We start from the raw sequence: 17,767 nt of genomic DNA on the forward strand, positions 1-17,767 counted from the left end.
AATTAAAGAACATACAGCCCTTGGCGACTCCTCCCACGATACGGGAAGCGACGACCCAAGGGCTTTTTTTTGAGGCTGGAAAATGTCACGCCGAACGGTTGCTATTTTTGTTGACGCTGGATTCTTTAACAGGTTATTCACCAAGCTGGTTGATCCAGAAATGACGATGGATCCTGCCGAGTTGGCTAAAAAGATGTGGCACTACTGGATACAGCATGTAGACCGAAGAAATGAAGACCTATACCGCATCTACTATTATGACTGCCCACCCCTGACACATAAAGTACATCACCCCATAACCAACAAACAGATTGACTTTTCAAAAAGCGACATCACCAAATACAAGAACAAGCTTCACGATGCCCTCATGCATCAACCTTATGTTGCCTGTCGAATGGGGCATTTGAGTACTGTCAATAATGAGTGGGGATTTATTCGTACAGACAACAAAATTCATAGCTTTAAAAAACTGGTTCGGGGCGATGTCGATACAAAAGAGATAGACCCAGATAACGTATCACTGAGACCGAGACAAAAGGGTGTTGATATGAAGCTGGGGATAGACATTACAAGCGTTGTGCTAAAGAAGCTGGCAAATAAGATCATACTGATTTCAGGAGACAGTGACTTTGTACCCGCCGCAAAACTTGCTCGCGTTGAAGGTGCTCATTTTATCCTGGATGCTATGGGCAGGACTGTGAAAGGGGATTTAGCGGAACATATCGACGGTCTTAAATCCCATGTGAGCTGGTACAAAAAAGAAGATCCTACGGGTCTGAAAGAGAAGAAAGTTACTCGCTGTGAGCAAGATAATAACCTTTCCTGAATGCAAGCGTGTCACTTCTTCATGACCAGACCTGTGCAGACAGCCCCAGCCAACCCCGCTTATAATTGCCCCATTTCAGGGAAAAGGGGTGAAGTGCCATGGCTTACAAAGTGGCTATCAATGGTTATGGTCGTATCGGTCAGTGTGTTCTCAGGGCACTCTATGAAAACGGTTACCGGCATAAAATGCAGGTGGTGGCTGTTAACGAACTGTCTGATATTGAAACCCTGGCGTACCTCACCCGCTATGACACAACACATGGTCGTTTTCCGGCAAGGGTGGAACATTCCGGCAGTGATCTGTTTGTTGACGGAGACCGGATCAACATTATTAATGCTCCCAATCCACAGGACATCAACTGGAAAGCACATGATATAGACCTGTTGCTGGAATGTTCCGGCTCCTTCAAAGACCGGCTTACTGCTGACCGGCATCTGGAAAGCGGCTCGCCCAAACTGCTGTTTTCCCAGCCAGCCCGAACCGATGTCGACGCCACCATTGTTTATGGCATCAACGAAGAATCCATCAGCCCCTCCGACCGGGTGGTCTCAAACGCATCGTGTACCACCAACTGTATTGTTCCGGTGCTGAAAACCCTGCACGACGCCCTGGGTATTGATTACGGATCAATCACCACCATTCATTCCGCCATGAATGACCAGCCTGTCATTGACGCCTATCACAAGAGCGACCTGCGCCTGACCCGCAGCGCCCTGCATTCCATTATTCCGGTTGATACCGGGCTGGCAAAAGGCATTGATCGTTTATTGCCGGAGCTGAAAGGTCGTTTCAAGGCAAACTCTTTGCGGGTTCCCACTATCAACGTTTCCTGCATGGATTTATCCGTTCACGTCCAGCGTGAAACCACGGAAGAAGAAGTAAACCTTATTCTTGAACGAGCCACCTGGGGGCGGCTGGAAGGCATAATGGGCATTTCCCATGAGCCGCACGCTTCTGTGGATTTCAATCACGATGCCCGCTCCTGTGTGATTGACGGCACCCAGACCAAAGTGACCTCCGGGAAACTGCTGAAACTGCTATGCTGGTTCGACAATGAGTGGGGGTTTTCAAACCGTATGCTGGACGTTGCCTGTCATTGGCTGGATCACTCAAAACTCTGATTTTATCAGGACTTTGGGTGGATCAAAGGTGTTATCCGGGGATGCCCTGCGAGCAACTTCGTTGTCTGTCGTTAACCCTTGATAATCACTATGATCCATATCAATTTTCTAACCGTATTGGCAGCCCCCTACGTACCTACCCTCAACAGATTGTGGTATCGTCCCCACATTTTTAAGGGTTGTGGTGATTGTGCGGGAGTTATCCTGTTAAACCACAAACCTGCCACTTTGTCTGACTCGTCATTGAGAGAGAGACCCCATGAACGTATTGAAAATGACTGACCTGGATCTGGCCGGCAAACGCGTCCTGATCCGTGAAGACCTGAACGTTCCAGTAAAAGACGGCAAGGTCACCAGCGATGCCCGCATCCTGGCCTCCCTGCCAACGATCAAACTGGCTTTGGAATCTGGCGCTAAAGTGATGGCGACTTCCCACCTGGGTCGTCCAACGGAAGGCGAATACGATGAGCAATTCTCTCTGAAGCCAGTAGCTGACTACATCGCCAACCTGCTGGGTAAAGAAGTCCGTCTGATCAAAGACTGGGTAGAAGGCGGCTTTGAAGTGGCTGAGGGCGAGCTGGTTATTCTGGAAAACGTTCGCTTCAACAAGGGCGAAAAGAAAGACGACGAAGCACTGTCCAAAAAAATGGCAGCTCTGTGCGACGTATACGTAATGGATGCCTTCGGTACTGCACACCGCGCCCAGGCTTCCACTCACGGTGTTGGCAAGTTCGCTGACGTTGCCTGTGCGGGTCCTCTGCTGGCGGGTGAACTGGATGCGCTGGGCAAGGCTCTGGGTAACCCTGAGCGTCCAATGTGCGCCATCGTAGGTGGTTCCAAGGTGTCTACCAAGTTGACCGTTCTGGAGTCCCTGTCTGACATCTGCGACCAGCTGATCGTTGGCGGCGGTATCGCCAACACCTTCCTGGCCGCTGCTGGCCACAACGTTGGTAAGTCCCTGTACGAAGAAGACCTGATCCCTAACGCCAAGGCGCTGATGGAAAAGGTTGACGTGCCAATGCCAGTTGACGTGATCTGCGGTAAGAAGTTCGACGAGAACGAGCCTGCGGTGGTTAAGCTGGTTTCCGAAGTAGAAGACGACGACATGATCTTCGACGTTGGTCCGGAAACCCAGAAGCTGTTCAACGAAGTGCTGAAGTCTTCCAAAACTATCCTGTGGAACGGCCCGGTAGGCGTATTCGAATTCGATCAGTTCGGCGAAGGCACACGCTCCATGTCTCTGGCTATCGCTGAATCTGACGCGTTCTCCATCGCTGGCGGTGGTGACACTCTGGCGGCTATCGACAAGTACGGCATCAAGGACAAGGTATCCTACATCTCTACCGGTGGCGGTGCGTTCCTGGAGTTTGTAGAAGGCAAGAAACTGCCTGCTGTGGCTATGCTGGAAGAAGCTTCCAAATAAGGGAAATAGCTAAAGCTTACCGTTATTCCCACTCAGGTGGGAATCCGCTGTTCGTGGTGGATTCCCATCTTATTTCCCCCCCCATCCCTTATGAATGACTCGATAGCACTGACAAAAGATTACCAAGAGTGGTATTCTTTCATCGTCACTTAAAAATGTAATTACTAACTCACTTTTCAATCTGCCCTATCTCAATCCGGACATAAAATTGTCCACATTTCTCCAAGGATCTTTATAATGACCTTCAGTTCTGCCCTGTGGCTGGACATGCAACCTTATGAAAACCTAAAGCATTCAGGGAACTTCAATGTCTATTAGAGAGTGCTTGTTAGAAGAAGGCTGGTACCTGCTCAAGACCAAGGTCCGTCAGGAACTGAGAGCCATGGAACACCTTGAAAACCTGGGCTTTGACACCTATTGCCCGGTGTTCAGGCAGAAATGCAAGGGAGCGCTTAAGGAAGAAATCCTGTTTCCCGGCTACCTGTTTCTGTTGCTGGATCTGGAAAAAGATCTGAAAAAATTTCACACCATTCGCTCCTGTCGTGGCGTTCAGGAAATGGTGCATTTCAACCGGATTACCCGCCAGCTGGTGAACTCTGGACGAATGTCCAAAAAAGAAGAAGAAAAAGCAAAGTCCGATGTATTGCCCAAACCCATACCCAATGGGGACGATATTATTGATGAGATTCGAAATATCGTCAAAATCCTGAACAACAAGGCAGATGGTATAAAACCTGATGCTCTGGAACCGGGTGACAAGGTCGTCATGAACAACCCGCTGTTCAAGCACCTGGAAATGACCTTTGAAAAAAGTCTGGGGTCTTATCGTGGGCAGATTCTGATCAGCCATATTCAGGAACAACGCCTGAGCGATGGTTCAACCCAGAAAACCGTTGTTAAAAAACAGCGCATGAAAGTAAATCTGGATGATTTGGAAAAGGCCTGATGGACTTCGACACATTGAAACGCTCCTTACAACAGGAGCCGAAGCCTCTTTTCAGTAAAGAGCAGGTCAAAGAGGTGCCGGAGTGTACCTCTATTGAGCAAGAGTATTTCGCTTACTACGGCATTGATCTTGAGAATCATCTGACAGGCATACAACACCGGTTTGGTGTTATTGATAGCTGTAATTATCAGATAGCCAGCCATCTCTACGAGCAAGACGGTGCCAAAGGAACGTTTTTTGTTCTGCATGGTTACTACGATCATGTGGGGCTGTTTGGTCATATCCTGAGGTTTTTTCTGCAGCAGGGTTACAATGTACTGGCTTTTGACCTGCCCGGTCATGGACTGTCAAGCGGTGAGCCTGCCACCATTGCAGACTTTTCTGTTTATACGCAGATACTGGCTGATATTCTGAAAACCTGCACAGACAAATTAGCCAGACCCTGGCATGGTTTTGGTCAAAGTACAGGCTGCGCTATCCTGACAGACTTCCTGCTCTTTTCTCATGAGCCCGGAGAACAGCCCGAACTGGATAAAGTGATTTTTTCGGCCCCTTTGGTGCAACCGTGGCTGTGGCCTGTCAGCCGTATTCAGCTCTACCTTGCCAGACCGTTTATCAAGCAGTTGCCACGTCGGTTTACGGATAATTCCTGCGACCCGGAGTTTCTGAAAAAGGCACACAACGACCCTCTTGCCCCGAAAGTGTTACCCACACAGTGGGTATCAGCCATGGATCGCTGGATTCGGAAGATTGAACGGCATCGTCAGAAAAGCCCATACAAACCTTTGATCATACAGGGTACCCGTGACCGAACCGTTGATGCGAAATACAATATCGCAAAACTGAGACAGCTGTTTACAGACCCGGAAGTTCTGATGCTGAAAGATGCACGACACCATCTTCCTAATGAGCTGGAAGAGACCCGGGAAAAATATACAGAATGGCTATCGTCGTATATTTAGTACTTTTTGCCTGAAAAAGCTTCCTTGCCTGAAAAAGCTTCCTTGCCTGAAAAAGCTTCCTCGCCTGATTCAGTGTCCTCCTGATCCTGATGGCTGAAAGGCGTGCTCAAAGCCTCCTCTTGCAAAAGGGGCAGGAAGTTCTCCAGCCTGCAGATCCTGATCAGAAGTATAGGGTCTATTTGTCTGTGAGTAAGCCGGGGGAGCTTCATTTGGAGGCGCATAATCTGGGAGAGCCGACTCAGGATTATAAACTGATACCCTCAATTCTGCCTCTCCAATATAAATAAATAAGGCAGAAATAGAATGATGAATATCCGAAACAGGTACGACATTCATTCGAATACGCTGAAATGCCGGATTCTCCGGACTCCAGAGGTTTACAGTATAAAATACATCCCCACGAGCAGTATCAGGCGGAATAACCTCTACCCTGACACGGGTCGGTTCATGAATGAAACCGGGAATAATGATAACGTCTTCCCGGGAAGACGTATTTCTTACTGTACGACGCAACCACTGTAATGTGGTCTCATCTCTGGAAGACAAGTGAATTACCGAGGTATTGACAGGTATGGGAATTCCCGGTTCATTCAGTAAGTCGCCACCACCTGCTGCCAGAGACTGGTGATATATTTCGACACCCGGATGCAGGTTACCCAGATAAGACAACCTTAACCTATCCTGCCTTTCTTCTACTCCCTCACATAATGAATAACCAGACATGCCTATCAGCCAAGCCGTGCAGGGGCAGCAAAAAACGGCAGCAAGCAACCAGAACCTGTATTGACGATCTGTTATTCTTGGCCCTCTCAGAAGGCTTGTCGTTCTTATATTAAAACGGAACACACTTTCAGGTGGCTGACCGACCCCCTGAGAAAATAGCCATAGTGAATTTGAAATGTCAGGGTTCAAAGCTGCTCCCGGATTTACAGTGACCGTTAAACCGGAGTTGCGATGAAGGGCTCTGTAATCATGCCGAAAGTATAATCCCGTTCCAATACCAAGCCCTGAGAGTTCTGAACTCTGGCTATTTAAAATATCGGAACCATACATGGAAAAGGTCTCTGACAAGTAGCCGCCAGCCTGATAGTCCCCTTGATGAAGAAGGCTCCAGGAAAAATTTTCCACATCATTTGCGTAAACGTTAAATGCACTAAACAATCCCCAGATTATTACAATCAGGGCAGTACTTTTTATAAACACAGCAAACCCTGCTCATTTTATTGGTTAGGATTTTATTCAATCGATGGGAAGTGTAGTAGAAAAAACTGAAGACAACAGATTAACCGCAACAGACCCCATAAGCTGTAACTGAAGTCTGTTCGGTTGTTGAAAAATTACTTATCCGTCAGTTTACCAGCAACAAAACTGAGTACGCAGACCGCAAATGCCAGAATATAGATACCGAAAATAATAGTCATCCAGTTCGCCATATTCAGGCTCAGGAAAGTCCAGCTATCTTCACCACAGATGCCTGTCGGGAAGAACATCCCGGGCCACCACTCATGCAGGGGTAGCCCAAAAGGAAAGACCGGGAAGGCGTTGCATGAACTGAAAAACGGATTAAAGTCCGCATAATTTTTGATCTGCTCAAGTGCGTACTGCAACCCATAAACTGCTCCACTGATCCAGAGGGCGTAACCCGTCCCCCTGACAAACCTGTTTCGTGGAGCAACCAGCATAACCATGGCAGCAAGCCCGAGAATCAGCACAGCAAGCCGCTGATAGACACACATTTCACAGGGGTGCATGTCCATTCCGTACTGGAAATACAGAGCGCAGATTTCCAGAAAAACTGCCGTACCCAGCATAATGCTCCAGGTTAGCCGGTTGTTCTGCCACGCCCTGACAGTCGTCAGCGGCTGAGTCCGGAACTCATGCCATACCTTTCTCAAGGAGCCTTTCCGGGCGCTATCCGGCACGTCTGCATTCGCCATGGTTATAACCTTTCGTCACTTTTCCAACCGCTCACTTTTCCAACAAGTAGTCAATCAGATCGTAAAACTCATCAAACGATTTGATGCTGCTGAGATTGATAATGTACTTATTATTAACGATAAAACTTGGCACACTGCGCACACTGTTTTCCAGATGCGACCAGCGATTCATTCGTTCACGAACCACCGGATCGTTCACACCAAAAGTCCATTCGCGCTTGCTCAGACCAGCCTCACCCAGAACCTTGAAAAAGTCATCGTCATTTTTCCAGTCACCAATACGCTCTTCCTGCAGCGCTTTAAAAATCGCTTTCTTCACAGGGGTGTATTTCTCAGTACCTTTGGTAATCGCCAGTGCCTGACTGATTTTGTCGGCGTAGTTACCCATAAAAGCAACATGAGACTGGTTAAAAGCGATTTCCCTGGATTCAAGCCGCTTTTCCAGATCACCCACAACGCTCTGGTCCCACTGGTAGCAGGCTGGACAATAAACAGAAAAGGTTTCACGAACCTCAGGCTTTTCTGACTTCTGGAAACCGGATAGTACGTTGTAATGTGTACCTTCTGAGAAAGTGGCCGCCATCACCGACAGAGGCATAGCTAACATCAAGCAAAATGCAGATAATATTTTTTTCACTAATATCGCCTTATTATCATGAGCTGAAAATTGATCGTATTTACGATTTTCTTATGATTACCTCTGTACGTTTTTTGACCCAGATCAACTTATAAAGGATTGTTTATGAAGTATATCGGCGCCCATGTCAGCGCTTCAGGCGGGGTCGAAAATGCCCCGGTCAACGCCCACAAGCTCGGGGCAACTGCATTTGCTCTCTTCACAAAAAATCAGCGTCAGTGGAAAGCTAAACCACTGACTGACAAAAACATTGAACTGTTCAAAGAACGGTGCGAGGAATATGGTTACAAGCCTGAGCAGATCCTTCCACACGATAGTTATCTTATAAACCTTGGTCATCCTGAACAAGAAGGTTTGCAAAAATCCAGAGAAGCGTTCGTTGATGAAATGCAGCGATGTATGCAGCTGGGGCTGGATAGACTGAATTTTCACCCGGGCAGCCATTTACGAAAAATTGAGATTCCAGCCTGTCTGAGCCGTATCGCTGAGTCCATTAACCTGGCACTGGATCAGACAGAAGGTGTCATAGCTGTTATCGAAAATACCGCAGGACAGGGCAGCAACCTTGGCTGGCGTTTTGAAGAGCTGGCAGAGATTATTGACCAGGTGGAAGACAAAAGCCGTATAGGGGTTTGCCTCGATACCTGTCACACTTTTTCCGCAGGTTATGACCTGAGAACACCTGACGCCTGTGAAGCCACTTTTGCTGAATTTGAGAAAACAGTGGGCTTCCAGTATCTGAAAGGGATGCACCTGAACGATTCTAAAACCGAACTGAACTCCCGCAAAGACCGTCACCACAGCCTGGGGCAGGGTGAAATCGGCTGGGATGTGTTCCGGTATATTATGCAGGATGCTCGCTTTGACCGTGTCCCCATGGTTCTGGAAACCATTGATGACACCATCTGGGCAGATGAGATTGAAACATTGAAGATGATGGCTGTGTAACCGGCTGTTGGCTGTTCATGAGCCAACAGCCAACAGCTAAAAGCGAAAAGCGAAAAGCGAAAAGCTTTATAACTCAGACAACGCCCTGAATCAGGCTGGAAATACCTTGTTCAGCAAATACCTGATTCTGAGCCATTTCAGTGATCTGTTCCTGAGAATATTGTTCACCGTCGTATACCACCACAATGCTGGTGTCGCCCGATTGCAGGAAGTTGGTTTCGCCGTATTCGGTGTAACGGGTCGCACCAATACTGATCAGCGCCTGATGTGGATAACCCGCATCAGCCAGGTAACCAGAAATATCTTCTGCCGGACCGACATCTTTCTGGTTATTCATGCGATCAATAATCCAGTTAAGCAGCTTTTCATGAAAGTAGCTGTAACCGACCACCGGGCTGTCTTCACCATAACGGGCAACGCGGTTACCACGCTTATGAAAACTGGCAATACGGAAACGATCCAGAACGCCACCCTGCGCCAGATGATCCAGCTCAATCATGGTGCCGGAAACCCCTTTGGTCTGCTGTCCCCAGTTTTTCTTTTCACTGATTTTTTTAGCATTGGGTTTGCGAATAGAACAGTCGTTATAGGCTGCAAACTTAACTGGTGTCAGTGCTGTTACTTTGCCTTTGTCGTAGTGGATATCGCACAGCAGGGCTACTTCAGGCTCAATCTGCAGGTTGTCTGCGTCATTAGGCGGAACAATTGTACTATTACACAGAGGGTAAGTGGCCAGGAAGCCAGCTTCTTCAGACGGTACATAAAACGGGAAAATGGCTTTAGGGGCAATCGCTTCGTCTGTTTTTACAGCCACAAAATCTGCTGCTTCACCTGCCTGCTCCAGATGTCCGGCAAAGTTACCGGCAACGCCCAGTCCGATTACATGTTTGAACGGCATAATCAATCACTTTTGATCTTAAATAGTTGGAAACGAAAGTTTACAGATACAGTGAGAACAGTTCGAGTATTGGGAATGGTGAATGAGGCTGGCACTGGGATTCCCCTGGTGTTCGATATCATTGGCGCTTACGGGTTTCAGCGAATACCAATGCCAAGGTCTCGTCAGCTTCCATGGTCGGTCTACCGGTTGAACGTTGGTGATATTGGCCGCAAGGTGGCTTCAACAGGCTGCTTATGGCTAGGCAACAGTGAAGTCGTTGCCAAGAGATCTGGCAAAGTATCTTCTTGGCAATCAACACTGGGAGTTTCTGGGGTTGTGCGAAAAAAAATAGAACGCTCTCAGAACTGCTTCAAAATACCCTGTACCGTGTCGTTGGCATCACCAAACAACATACTGGAGTTTTCCCTGAAGAACAGCGGGTTCTGCACGCCGGCATAGCCCGTCGCCATAGAGCGTTTGAAGACAACAACCTGACCCGCTTCCCACACGCGCAAGACTGGCATTCCGGCAATAGGGCTGCCCGGATCTTCCTCGGCAGCCGGGTTAACGGTGTCGTTTGCACCTATTACCAGTACCACATCGGTATCGGCGAAATCGTCGTTGAGTTCATCCATCTCTTCCACGATGTCATACGGTACTTTCGCTTCAGCCAGCAGCACATTCATGTGGCCTGGCAGACGTCCCGCCACCGGGTGAATACCAAAACGAACCTTAACGTTCTGTCCGCGCAATTTAGTGACCAGCTCACGCAAAGGGTGTTGCGCCTGAGCCACCGCCATGCCGTAGCCGGGCGTGATGATGACGCTGGATGCGTTTTTCAGCATTTCAGCTACGTCTTCCACATTCACTTCAGTATGCTCTCCCTGCTCACCGCCTTCCGCAATAGCACCCTCTTCAGCGCCGAAACCACCCAGAATCACAGAGACAAATGAGCGGTTCATGGCAGCACACATCAGGTAAGACAGAATCGCACCGGAAGAACCGACCATGGCACCGGTAATAATCAGCAGGTTATTACCCAGCATGAAACCGGTGGCTGCAGCAGCAATACCAGAATAAGCATTCAGCATGGATACCACCACAGGCATGTCGGCACCACCAATACCCATCACCAGCGTGATACCAAAGGCAAAGGCAAAGCCGGTCATCAGCAACAGCGCCAGCAGACTGTTCTGTTGCACATACACCACTGCCATCAGTACCGCAAAGCCAATAATGGCAAGATTGCTCCAGTGACCGCCGGGCAAAGAGGCAGGACGGCTGGAAATTCGGCCATGCAGCTTCAGACAGGCCACCACGGAACCACTGAAGGTAATAGCACCGATAATGACACCGAATGCAACCTGAATGTCGTGTATCAGCGCTTCAGAAGAAGACAGAAGACTTTCAACCACAGGAACATTCATTCCTTCGATGGCACTGGAAAAACCAATCAGTACCGCAGCCAGACCACCAAACCCGTTCAGAATGGCAACCAGCTGAGGCATCTCGGTCATTTCCACTTTTTTCGCCAGGTACAAACCAACACCTGCGCCAGCAATCATCAGCACAGTCACCAGGGTGATACCCGTGACATGAGCATGAGCCAGGGTAGCCAGAACGGCTACGGCCATCCCCACCATGCCATAGAGACTGCCACTTCTTGCGCTTTCCTGACGGCTGAGACCCGCAAGACTCATAACGAACAGCAGGGCCGCTACCAGATAAGCGGATACAAGTAATCCTTCGGACATTTCCACTAACTCCTTACTAGTCCCTGATGAACATTTTCAGCATACGCTGGGTAACGGCAAAACCGCCGACGATATTGATCATAGCGACCACCAGCGCAATACCCGACAGTGCCAGTACAACCGGACTGTCACTACCCATCTGCACCAATGCTCCTACAACAACGATGCCACTGATGGCATTAGTCACACTCATCAATGGTGTGTGCAGTGCTGCAGTCACATTCCAGATTACGTAATAGCCGACAATCGACGACAACACAAAGACCGTAACATTCTCAAGGAAATGGTGTGGAGCCGAATTCGCAACCCACGCAAACAAAGCGACACCAATCGCCAGTAACGCAGGTTTGAGCCATGGACGGGAGGCTTTTTCTTCTTTGGCTTCCGGTGTTTTAGCCGGTTCTGGTTTAACAGCGGGTGCAGCACTGACTTTCACTGGCGGAGGTGGCCAGGTGATGTTGCCTTCCTTGATGACCGTCAGACCACGAATCACCTCATCATCGAAATCAATCACAAGGTTGCCGTCTTTTTCCGGAGTCATCAGCTTCAGCATGTTGACGAGGTTGGTGCCATACAGCTGAGAAGACTGTGTTGGCAAACGGCTTGGCATGTCGGTAAAGCCGATCACCGTCACACCGTGTTTTACCACTGCCTGGTCTTTTTCTGTGCATTCGCAGTTGCCGCCGGTTTGCGCTGCCAGATCGACAACCACACTGCCGGGCTTCATGGCTTTAACCATGTCTTCAGTGATCAGCTTTGGTGCCGGGCGACCGGGAATCAGGGCAGTGGTGATGATGATATCGACGTCTTTGGCCTGCTCCATAAACAGTGCCATTTCTGCATCAATAAATGCCTGGCTCATTTCCTTTGCATAACCGTCGGAGGAATCCTGCTCCTCTTCATAGTCAAGCTCAAGGAATTCCGCCCCCATGCTTTCCACCTGCTCCTTCACTTCAGGACGGGTATCAAACGCACGAACAATAGCGCCCATACTGCCAGCAGCCCCAAGAGCCGCAAGGCCAGCAACACCGGCACCAATGACCAGAACTTTCGCCGGTGGAATTTTACCAGCCGCCGTAATCTGGCCATTAAAGAAGCGGCCAAAATGATGAGAAGCTTCCACCACAGCGCGATAGCCACCAATGTTAGCCATGGAGCTGAGCGCATCAAGAGACTGGGAACGTGACAGGCGGGGTACGCTGTCCAGAGCCAGCACATTGATGTTGCGCTGGCTGAGCTGTTTCATCAGCTCTTCGTTCTGGCCGGGCCAGATAAAGCTGGCGAGGGTAGCACCCTCTTTCAGCAGGGCCATTTCATCGCTCGTTGGTGCATTCACCTTCATAACGATATCGGAAGCCCAGACCGAGCTGCGCTCTGCGATTTCAGCGCCGGCTTCTGTATAAGCCGTATCGTCAAAACTGGCTTTACTGCCAGCTCCGCTTTCAATAACGATGTCGTAACCGAGCTTGATTAACTTCTTGACGGTGTCGGGAGTCGCCGCCACCCGGTTTTCATTATCCTGAATCTCTTCAGGGATCCCTATTCGCATATCGTTCACCTGGTTATTATCAAAGACATGATCAGGGAGTGTGATCGAATGACTAATGTCGTTTATACCGCAACTGAAAAGCAGTCGTCAGCCAGCATGGCAGCTCAACCAACATAACAGCTTTTAGTATGCACCTGCCGTAACAACCATGGCTTTTTTTATTAGTCGTATTCACTCCATGAATCACGGCCAGACAACTTAGACAAACGTCTAAGATCTCTACTAGATCGCACATACTATGTGATTTTTGGGGAAAGTGGTAATTAACTATGACAGAGAGGGTAAGCACTTAAAGAAATGATCATTTTCGGGGCTTTTACAGGTTGGCTGATGGAAAATGAGGGGTTGCAACAGAAATAGCCTTTCAGGAAAGATTGATTTGAACGGATCAAAATTTCTGAAGGATCAGACATGTGTACAACACCCTCACTACGTCCTATGTTCGCATTTCCCGGCTGGGTAATCGAGCAGATTGATATTGATTGGGAAGTCAAACAAGCTTTTGTCTATCTCCGCAGGGATGGCCGAATTCAGCACGAGAAATGCAGTCAATGTGAAACCCCTATGGGACAAATGAAGACAAAAGATCGGTGTGTCCAGGATTTACCACTGGGAGTTCTACAGGTAAATCTTCTCTTCACAGCTTTTCAGGGCCGCTGCTCACACTGCAACAATATTGAAACCGTTACTATTCCTGGTTTAACTCCCAAGGCTCAGGCAACCGATCGCCTTAAACGACACGTCAGCCATTTATGTCGCTATATGCCCTGCGACAAGGTGCCTGAATTCATTACTATATCCGGTGGTACTGCCCGTCGTTGGGATAAAGAGATGCTGCTGAGAATGCTTCCAGCTCCAAAGCGTGACGGTATTCGCGCTCTGCTCATTGACGAAAAATCCATTGGCAAAGGCCATCAGTATCTTACCGTTGTTCTTAACGCCGACTCAGGAGAAACCCTCTTCCTTGGTGAGAACCTGACTCCAAAGCAAGAAAGCAGTCTGAAAGAGCTCTTGAGCATGAACGAGGATCTCAATCAGGCTTACATCCTGAAAGACATGCTCAAACAGCTATGGACGTACACGTACAAAGCGTGTGCCAGCAAGTTTCTGGATAGATGGATAGAGTTAGCAAAAGAAACCGGAATTGCAGAACTTAAGAGGTTTGCTAAGGGCTTGGACAGGGCAAGAGAGGGCTTGCTGTCGTACTGCCATCATCGTATAACAGCGCGAAGATTGAAGCTTTCAATGGAGTCATCAAACGCATTATCTACAAAGCTTGTGGCTACAATGATCTTGATTACCTCTATCTTAAAATCAGGCACGAGGCTGTAAAATGATCAGCCAACCTGTAAAAGAGCCACAAAACATTGTCAAACTGGAGCTTCACTCAGGCAATGAAGACGGTTTTTTATTTAAGCAGTCGTTCGCTAGGGGAGAGCTTTTGTGAAAACAGATCATCATGGTAAACAGCAGGAGTACTTTGTTGAGCGAACTCTATAACGTCTATTGCGACGAATCTTGTCACCTCGAAAACGACAGGCAGCCTTTTATGGTGCTGGGTGCTATCTGGTGCCCAGTCAGCAAGCGCAGGGAAGTAGCTCGCAGACTGAGGGAAATTCGACAGAAACATGGTCTCTCGCCTCAGATGGAAATTAAATGGACCAGTGTTTCACCAGCAAAACTACCTTTTTATCTCGATATTCTGGACTATTTCTTTGATGACGATGACTTGCACTTTCGAGGAGTTATTGCTGATAAAAGCGCATTAAATCATGCCCGGTTCGGGCAGGATCACGATACATGGTATTACAAAATGTATTTCACCATGCTCAAGGCTATCTTTGATCCTCAGGCTCATTACCGTATTTACCTGGATATCAAGGATACCCAGGGTGGCAATAAGGTTCGTAAATTGCATGATGCTCTTTGCAATAACCTCTATGACTTCTCCCAGCATGTAGTCCAGAGAGTTCAGCTGGTTGAGTCAAAGCACGTTGATCATATGCAACTGGCAGATTTATTGATTGGAGCTGTGATGTATGCAAACAGGGGAGAGTTCAATAGCACAGCCAAAAGGCAGATGGTCGAGCGAATGCGGCAACGCTCCAGATACAGCCTGACCCGGTCAACACTGCTGAAAGAGAATAAATGCAATTTGCTGAAGTGGACACCTGTGGGGGGAGCTAATGCCTGACAATTCAGAACCAGACTGGTTGCCTCCTCTTATTAGACTCGAAGACTATAGCGGTTCATGGGATGACTTTTTCAGTGCTGTTTATCAGATATTTATGGAAGATTTTGTCCAGCGGAAACCCATTTTTGAAGGTCGTACGCTTGGGTTAAAACGGCATCCTGAAGTCCATGGCAAGGAAGCCACTTTTTGGCACATGATCTCTGAAGGCAGCGTGGAGGAAGAGCGAACTCCAGATCTTCGCCGGATGGAAAGGATTCGCTGGCCAGCGCCTGTCATTGAGCATTCTGATGATGGTGTCATTAAGGTTTGGCGAAATCAGCGCAGAAGGAATGAAACAAGAGTTTTGCTTTGGCTGGAAGAGCTTGACTATCTGGTCGTCCTGGCAGATCGGGGCAGTTACATCTTGCCTTGGACAGCATATTGCATCGATAGAGAGCACAAAAGGAGAAAACTCCAAAAAGAGTACCAGAAATACTGGCAGGATCAGGGAATTCAGAAGGTCTAAAAAGACTAAAGGCGCCGCAATTGATTATTGTGACGCCTTCTTTACTCCTTCCACAGCATGGTGGATGAGCTAACTGAACAATAGTAATTCATATCGGGTTAGTCAAGCAAAGCTTGAGGTTTGTCAGGCTGGATAACCGAACTGACAGTAGGTCTTACTACTCACCTCCCGAAGTTTATCGGTTGATGGCAGGGCAGTTAACGAGGGTGCATATTCCAGTCAAAATGAATACCTAATCCGGAAAGCGTGAACACCTCTGCTTCCCTAAGCACTGCCTCTCTTCATTTTTAGCTTGGGTGTTCACGAGAGGCCGGAATATGCACATGTGATTTGTACCTTTAACGACACTGTTCGTGAAGTCAATTTCAGCAATAGATATACACTTAGCAAACCGCTTCCATGTCATTCCCGACAGCTCCGTAAAATGTCTCACAAACCCAAAGAGCGGAATGGGGTGATCATCATGATCCGGCTCCAGCCTCCAGAACACATATGGCACATCCATGTGAACGGGGGTAGAGCGAAGCATGGAAACAGATACAGGCTGCAATGCCTTATAATCAATTTCATCCCATGCTAAACGGACAGAATCGGTCAGAGTGATACCCTCAACCAGGCTGAACATCACTGCTAATTTCTCCATACCTGCAAGCTGATTAAGGCTTTTAATGGCGGCAGCTATATCCGACGCTCGAATTGGCAGTTGGTACATAAGTAGTGACTCGTTATCAATTCGACCCGACAAATAGTCATACAGAGCATGCTCTACAAGTGAATTCATACATGCGTCTGCTACAGTATGGCCGTGATGCTCCTCAAGTTCTGCCTGCAATACCTGCAACATATGACTGGAAATCAGCCCTACGTTAGTTCGCCAGAATCTGGTTTCTTTCAGAGGCCTGCACTCCGGTACCGATGCAACGTTTGTTATTTGAGACAGTGAAATATTTGTTTTCATGCTTTTGTATTCCTGCACCAGTCCCAACTGGTCGCTGAGACTGGTAATAACACCAAGTTACGCAGCAAGATTTACAACTTTCTTGAGCAGCCGTTCTTTCGCATCTAACAAGACCTGCGGGTTGGTCTTGGCTGATGCTGCTTCAGGGGCTTTTCTGCCGAGAAAAATGCTGATGCGCTCTGCATTTGCTCCAGACGGATGAGGAAGTCCGGTCAAAATCTGATCCGGGCTTATGACTCCTTGCTTTGAAATATATTCCAGAGCTTCGGCAACCTTAGGACCTAAAGGAATCCAAAGAGCTTTCGAGAGAGCCTGACATTCTTCTGTCAAAAAATGATCCAGCTGGTAGCGCAGAGCAGGGGTTCTCACCATAGACGGAGCACCGCTATAGTTCTTTCCCCTGTAGAAAACGGGGTAACGCAGTGCAGATGTATAATGAACATCCCCAGCTGCATCACCGAACAGGCCAGAGCAGCTTCTTAATGAAAGCAACTCATTTACACCAATGTCATCCAACATGGCGACAAGGTTGCTTCTCATTACACCGGCAAAACTGGCCGTATTTTTTGCCAGTTTCGATGCTTCTTCTGGCGTGGCACCATTCTTCAGTGCATCTCTGGCAGTAGCGAGAGCGAGGTCTGCTTGCTGAAAGCCGGGCGTGATTCCACAAATCACAACGCGAGCCTTGGTGTTTATGTATTCAAACGGCGCATAGAAAGTTGCTATTTGTCCGTCGTTGTACAATTCCAGAGATTCTGGAAGGTTTGAGCCAGCAGGTTCGTAGTTCTTTACAGCATTAACGAAATTGTTGAGTGTCGGAGCAATCGTTTTGTTGTTTTGCATGTCTACTCTCTTATTGGTATTGGTGTGCAACAGTTATGACGAGATCGTCCTCGGTTTTGATACAGTAGCTGTCATCCAGCCGGTCAATGAATTGGTACGCCTTGCGGAGCTTCTTCTTGATTGCAGAGACTTCCCTTCTGGGCAGGCGCTGTTTAACGATCCCGTTTCTCTGGATGCTTTCAAAGCCGAAGGCATCGAGAATATCCAGTACTTCTGCCGGGATTCCTCTCTGCTGGAGTCTCTCAGAGGCGTGTTTTGTGGTTTTCATATTTGAGCCTTCTTTT

Annotated in this window: 18 protein-coding genes; 9 read left to right on the top strand and 9 right to left on the bottom strand. The window is 48.2% G+C overall.

What is annotated here, in order from left to right; all coding sequences use genetic code 11:
• Nucleotides 1-82: 82 nt before the first annotated feature.
• From NX722_RS21085 to NX722_RS21105, 5 genes are all read left to right on the top strand, one after another.
• Nucleotides 83-826 (top strand): NYN domain-containing protein, encoded by a 744-nt coding sequence (locus NX722_RS21085; RefSeq protein ID WP_262564838.1) that lies wholly within the window; start codon nucleotides 83-85, stop codon nucleotides 824-826.
• A 98-nt stretch (nucleotides 827-924) separates the two neighbouring features.
• On the top strand, nucleotides 925-1,947 hold the full coding sequence (locus NX722_RS21090; protein WP_262564839.1) for a type I glyceraldehyde-3-phosphate dehydrogenase: 1,023 nt from the start codon (nucleotides 925-927) through the stop codon (nucleotides 1,945-1,947).
• 259 nt (nucleotides 1,948-2,206) lie between these two features.
• Complete coding sequence (locus NX722_RS21095; RefSeq protein ID WP_262564840.1) at nucleotides 2,207-3,370, top strand: phosphoglycerate kinase; 1,164 nt, start codon at nucleotides 2,207-2,209, stop codon at nucleotides 3,368-3,370.
• 307 nt (nucleotides 3,371-3,677) lie between these two features.
• Complete coding sequence (locus NX722_RS21100) at nucleotides 3,678-4,316, top strand: transcription termination/antitermination NusG family protein (protein ID WP_262564841.1); 639 nt, start codon at nucleotides 3,678-3,680, stop codon at nucleotides 4,314-4,316.
• The gene (locus NX722_RS21105) at nucleotides 4,316-5,278 is read left to right on the top strand and encodes an alpha/beta fold hydrolase (RefSeq protein WP_262564842.1); all 963 of its coding nucleotides are present in this window, start codon (nucleotides 4,316-4,318) and stop codon (nucleotides 5,276-5,278) included. Before NX722_RS21100 ends, NX722_RS21105 begins: the two co-directional genes overlap by 1 nt.
• Nucleotides 5,279-5,347: 69 nt before the next feature.
• Here the strand turns inward: NX722_RS21105 and NX722_RS21110 are convergent, their stop codons facing one another.
• The 3 genes from NX722_RS21110 to NX722_RS21120 all read right to left on the bottom strand — a co-directional run bounded on the left by NX722_RS21110 (nucleotide 5,348) and on the right by NX722_RS21120 (nucleotide 7,822).
• A complete protein-coding gene (locus NX722_RS21110; protein WP_262564843.1) occupies nucleotides 5,348-5,947 on the bottom strand; it encodes a hypothetical protein in 600 nt (199 codons plus the stop codon).
• Between the two features lie 668 nt (nucleotides 5,948-6,615).
• Nucleotides 6,616-7,215, bottom strand: a complete 600-nt coding sequence (dsbB, locus tag NX722_RS21115) for a disulfide bond formation protein DsbB (protein WP_262564844.1) — start codon at nucleotides 7,213-7,215, stop codon at nucleotides 6,616-6,618.
• A gap of 31 nt (nucleotides 7,216-7,246) precedes the next feature.
• Entirely contained in the window at nucleotides 7,247-7,822 is a 576-nt protein-coding gene (locus tag NX722_RS21120) for a thiol:disulfide interchange protein DsbA/DsbL (RefSeq protein WP_262564845.1), read from the bottom strand.
• Between the two features lie 135 nt (nucleotides 7,823-7,957).
• On the opposite strand from NX722_RS21120, the gene nfo reads away from it, so the two are divergent.
• The gene (gene nfo, locus NX722_RS21125; RefSeq protein ID WP_262564846.1) at nucleotides 7,958-8,800 is read left to right on the top strand and encodes a deoxyribonuclease IV; all 843 of its coding nucleotides are present in this window, start codon (nucleotides 7,958-7,960) and stop codon (nucleotides 8,798-8,800) included.
• Between the two features lie 73 nt (nucleotides 8,801-8,873).
• On the opposite strand, the gene NX722_RS21130 is transcribed toward nfo, so the two are convergent.
• The 3 genes from NX722_RS21130 to NX722_RS21140 all read right to left on the bottom strand — a co-directional run bounded on the left by NX722_RS21130 (nucleotide 8,874) and on the right by NX722_RS21140 (nucleotide 12,983).
• The gene (locus tag NX722_RS21130) at nucleotides 8,874-9,698 is read right to left on the bottom strand and encodes a DUF5718 family protein (RefSeq protein WP_262564847.1); all 825 of its coding nucleotides are present in this window, start codon (nucleotides 9,696-9,698) and stop codon (nucleotides 8,874-8,876) included.
• Nucleotides 9,699-10,039: 341 nt separating this feature from the next.
• Nucleotides 10,040-11,434: a Re/Si-specific NAD(P)(+) transhydrogenase subunit beta gene (gene pntB, locus NX722_RS21135; protein WP_262564848.1), complete on the bottom strand. Its 1,395-nt coding sequence runs from the start codon at nucleotides 11,432-11,434 to the stop codon at nucleotides 10,040-10,042.
• A gap of 16 nt (nucleotides 11,435-11,450) precedes the next feature.
• Complete coding sequence (locus tag NX722_RS21140; protein ID WP_262564849.1) at nucleotides 11,451-12,983, bottom strand: Re/Si-specific NAD(P)(+) transhydrogenase subunit alpha; 1,533 nt, start codon at nucleotides 12,981-12,983, stop codon at nucleotides 11,451-11,453.
• Nucleotides 12,984-13,394: 411 nt separating this feature from the next.
• Here NX722_RS21140 and NX722_RS21145 point away from each other — a divergent pair, with 411 nt between their 5' ends.
• The 3 genes from NX722_RS21145 (at nucleotide 13,395) to NX722_RS21155 (ending at nucleotide 15,682) form a co-directional block, all read left to right on the top strand.
• A complete protein-coding gene (locus NX722_RS21145) occupies nucleotides 13,395-14,315 on the top strand; it encodes a transposase (RefSeq protein WP_262564851.1) in 921 nt (306 codons plus the stop codon).
• Between the two features lie 151 nt (nucleotides 14,316-14,466).
• On the top strand, nucleotides 14,467-15,177 hold the full coding sequence (locus NX722_RS21150) for a DUF3800 domain-containing protein (protein WP_262564852.1): 711 nt from the start codon (nucleotides 14,467-14,469) through the stop codon (nucleotides 15,175-15,177).
• Between the two features lie 94 nt (nucleotides 15,178-15,271).
• Complete coding sequence (locus tag NX722_RS21155; RefSeq protein WP_262564853.1) at nucleotides 15,272-15,682, top strand: hypothetical protein; 411 nt, start codon at nucleotides 15,272-15,274, stop codon at nucleotides 15,680-15,682.
• Nucleotides 15,683-15,914: 232 nt separating this feature from the next.
• Here NX722_RS21155 and NX722_RS21160 read toward each other — a convergent pair whose 3' ends face one another.
• Genes NX722_RS21160 through NX722_RS21170 form a run of 3 tightly spaced genes read right to left on the bottom strand, consistent with a single transcriptional unit; the run spans nucleotide 15,915 to nucleotide 17,751 of the window.
• Nucleotides 15,915-16,640 (bottom strand): hypothetical protein, encoded by a 726-nt coding sequence (locus NX722_RS21160; protein ID WP_262564855.1) that lies wholly within the window; start codon nucleotides 16,638-16,640, stop codon nucleotides 15,915-15,917.
• Nucleotides 16,641-16,697: 57 nt separating this feature from the next.
• Nucleotides 16,698-17,483, bottom strand: coding sequence for a hypothetical protein (locus NX722_RS21165; protein ID WP_262564856.1), 786 nt, complete (start codon nucleotides 17,481-17,483; stop codon nucleotides 16,698-16,700).
• Nucleotides 17,484-17,493: 10 nt separating this feature from the next.
• The gene (locus NX722_RS21170; protein ID WP_262564857.1) at nucleotides 17,494-17,751 is read right to left on the bottom strand and encodes a hypothetical protein; all 258 of its coding nucleotides are present in this window, start codon (nucleotides 17,749-17,751) and stop codon (nucleotides 17,494-17,496) included.
• Nucleotides 17,752-17,767 lie beyond the last annotated feature (16 nt).

The organism is Endozoicomonas gorgoniicola, assembly GCF_025562715.2.
Classification (GTDB): Bacteria; Pseudomonadota; Gammaproteobacteria; order Pseudomonadales; family Endozoicomonadaceae; genus Endozoicomonas_A; species Endozoicomonas_A gorgoniicola.

Coding starts and splice junctions, on each gene's coding strand:
- dsbB (WP_262564844.1), bottom strand. CDS start 7,215: ATGGCGAATGCAGACGTGCCGGATAGCGCCCGGAAAGGCTCCTTGAGA.
- nfo (WP_262564846.1), top strand. CDS start 7,958: ATGAAGTATATCGGCGCCCATGTCAGCGCTTCAGGCGGGGTCGAAAAT.
- NX722_RS21100 (WP_262564841.1), top strand. CDS start 3,678: ATGTCTATTAGAGAGTGCTTGTTAGAAGAAGGCTGGTACCTGCTCAAG.
- NX722_RS21105 (WP_262564842.1), top strand. CDS start 4,316: ATGGACTTCGACACATTGAAACGCTCCTTACAACAGGAGCCGAAGCCT.
- NX722_RS21155 (WP_262564853.1), top strand. CDS start 15,272: ATGGAAGATTTTGTCCAGCGGAAACCCATTTTTGAAGGTCGTACGCTT.
- NX722_RS21090 (WP_262564839.1), top strand. CDS start 925: ATGGCTTACAAAGTGGCTATCAATGGTTATGGTCGTATCGGTCAGTGT.
- NX722_RS21145 (WP_262564851.1), top strand. CDS start 13,395: ATGTGTACAACACCCTCACTACGTCCTATGTTCGCATTTCCCGGCTGG.
- pntB (WP_262564848.1), bottom strand. CDS start 11,434: ATGTCCGAAGGATTACTTGTATCCGCTTATCTGGTAGCGGCCCTGCTG.
- NX722_RS21160 (WP_262564855.1), bottom strand. CDS start 16,640: ATGAAAACAAATATTTCACTGTCTCAAATAACAAACGTTGCATCGGTA.
- NX722_RS21095 (WP_262564840.1), top strand. CDS start 2,207: ATGAACGTATTGAAAATGACTGACCTGGATCTGGCCGGCAAACGCGTC.
- NX722_RS21085 (WP_262564838.1), top strand. CDS start 83: ATGTCACGCCGAACGGTTGCTATTTTTGTTGACGCTGGATTCTTTAAC.
- NX722_RS21130 (WP_262564847.1), bottom strand. CDS start 9,698: ATGCCGTTCAAACATGTAATCGGACTGGGCGTTGCCGGTAACTTTGCC.
- NX722_RS21120 (WP_262564845.1), bottom strand. CDS start 7,822: ATGTTAGCTATGCCTCTGTCGGTGATGGCGGCCACTTTCTCAGAAGGT.
- NX722_RS21165 (WP_262564856.1), bottom strand. CDS start 17,483: ATGCAAAACAACAAAACGATTGCTCCGACACTCAACAATTTCGTTAAT.
- NX722_RS21140 (WP_262564849.1), bottom strand. CDS start 12,983: ATGCGAATAGGGATCCCTGAAGAGATTCAGGATAATGAAAACCGGGTG.
- NX722_RS21170 (WP_262564857.1), bottom strand. CDS start 17,751: ATGAAAACCACAAAACACGCCTCTGAGAGACTCCAGCAGAGAGGAATC.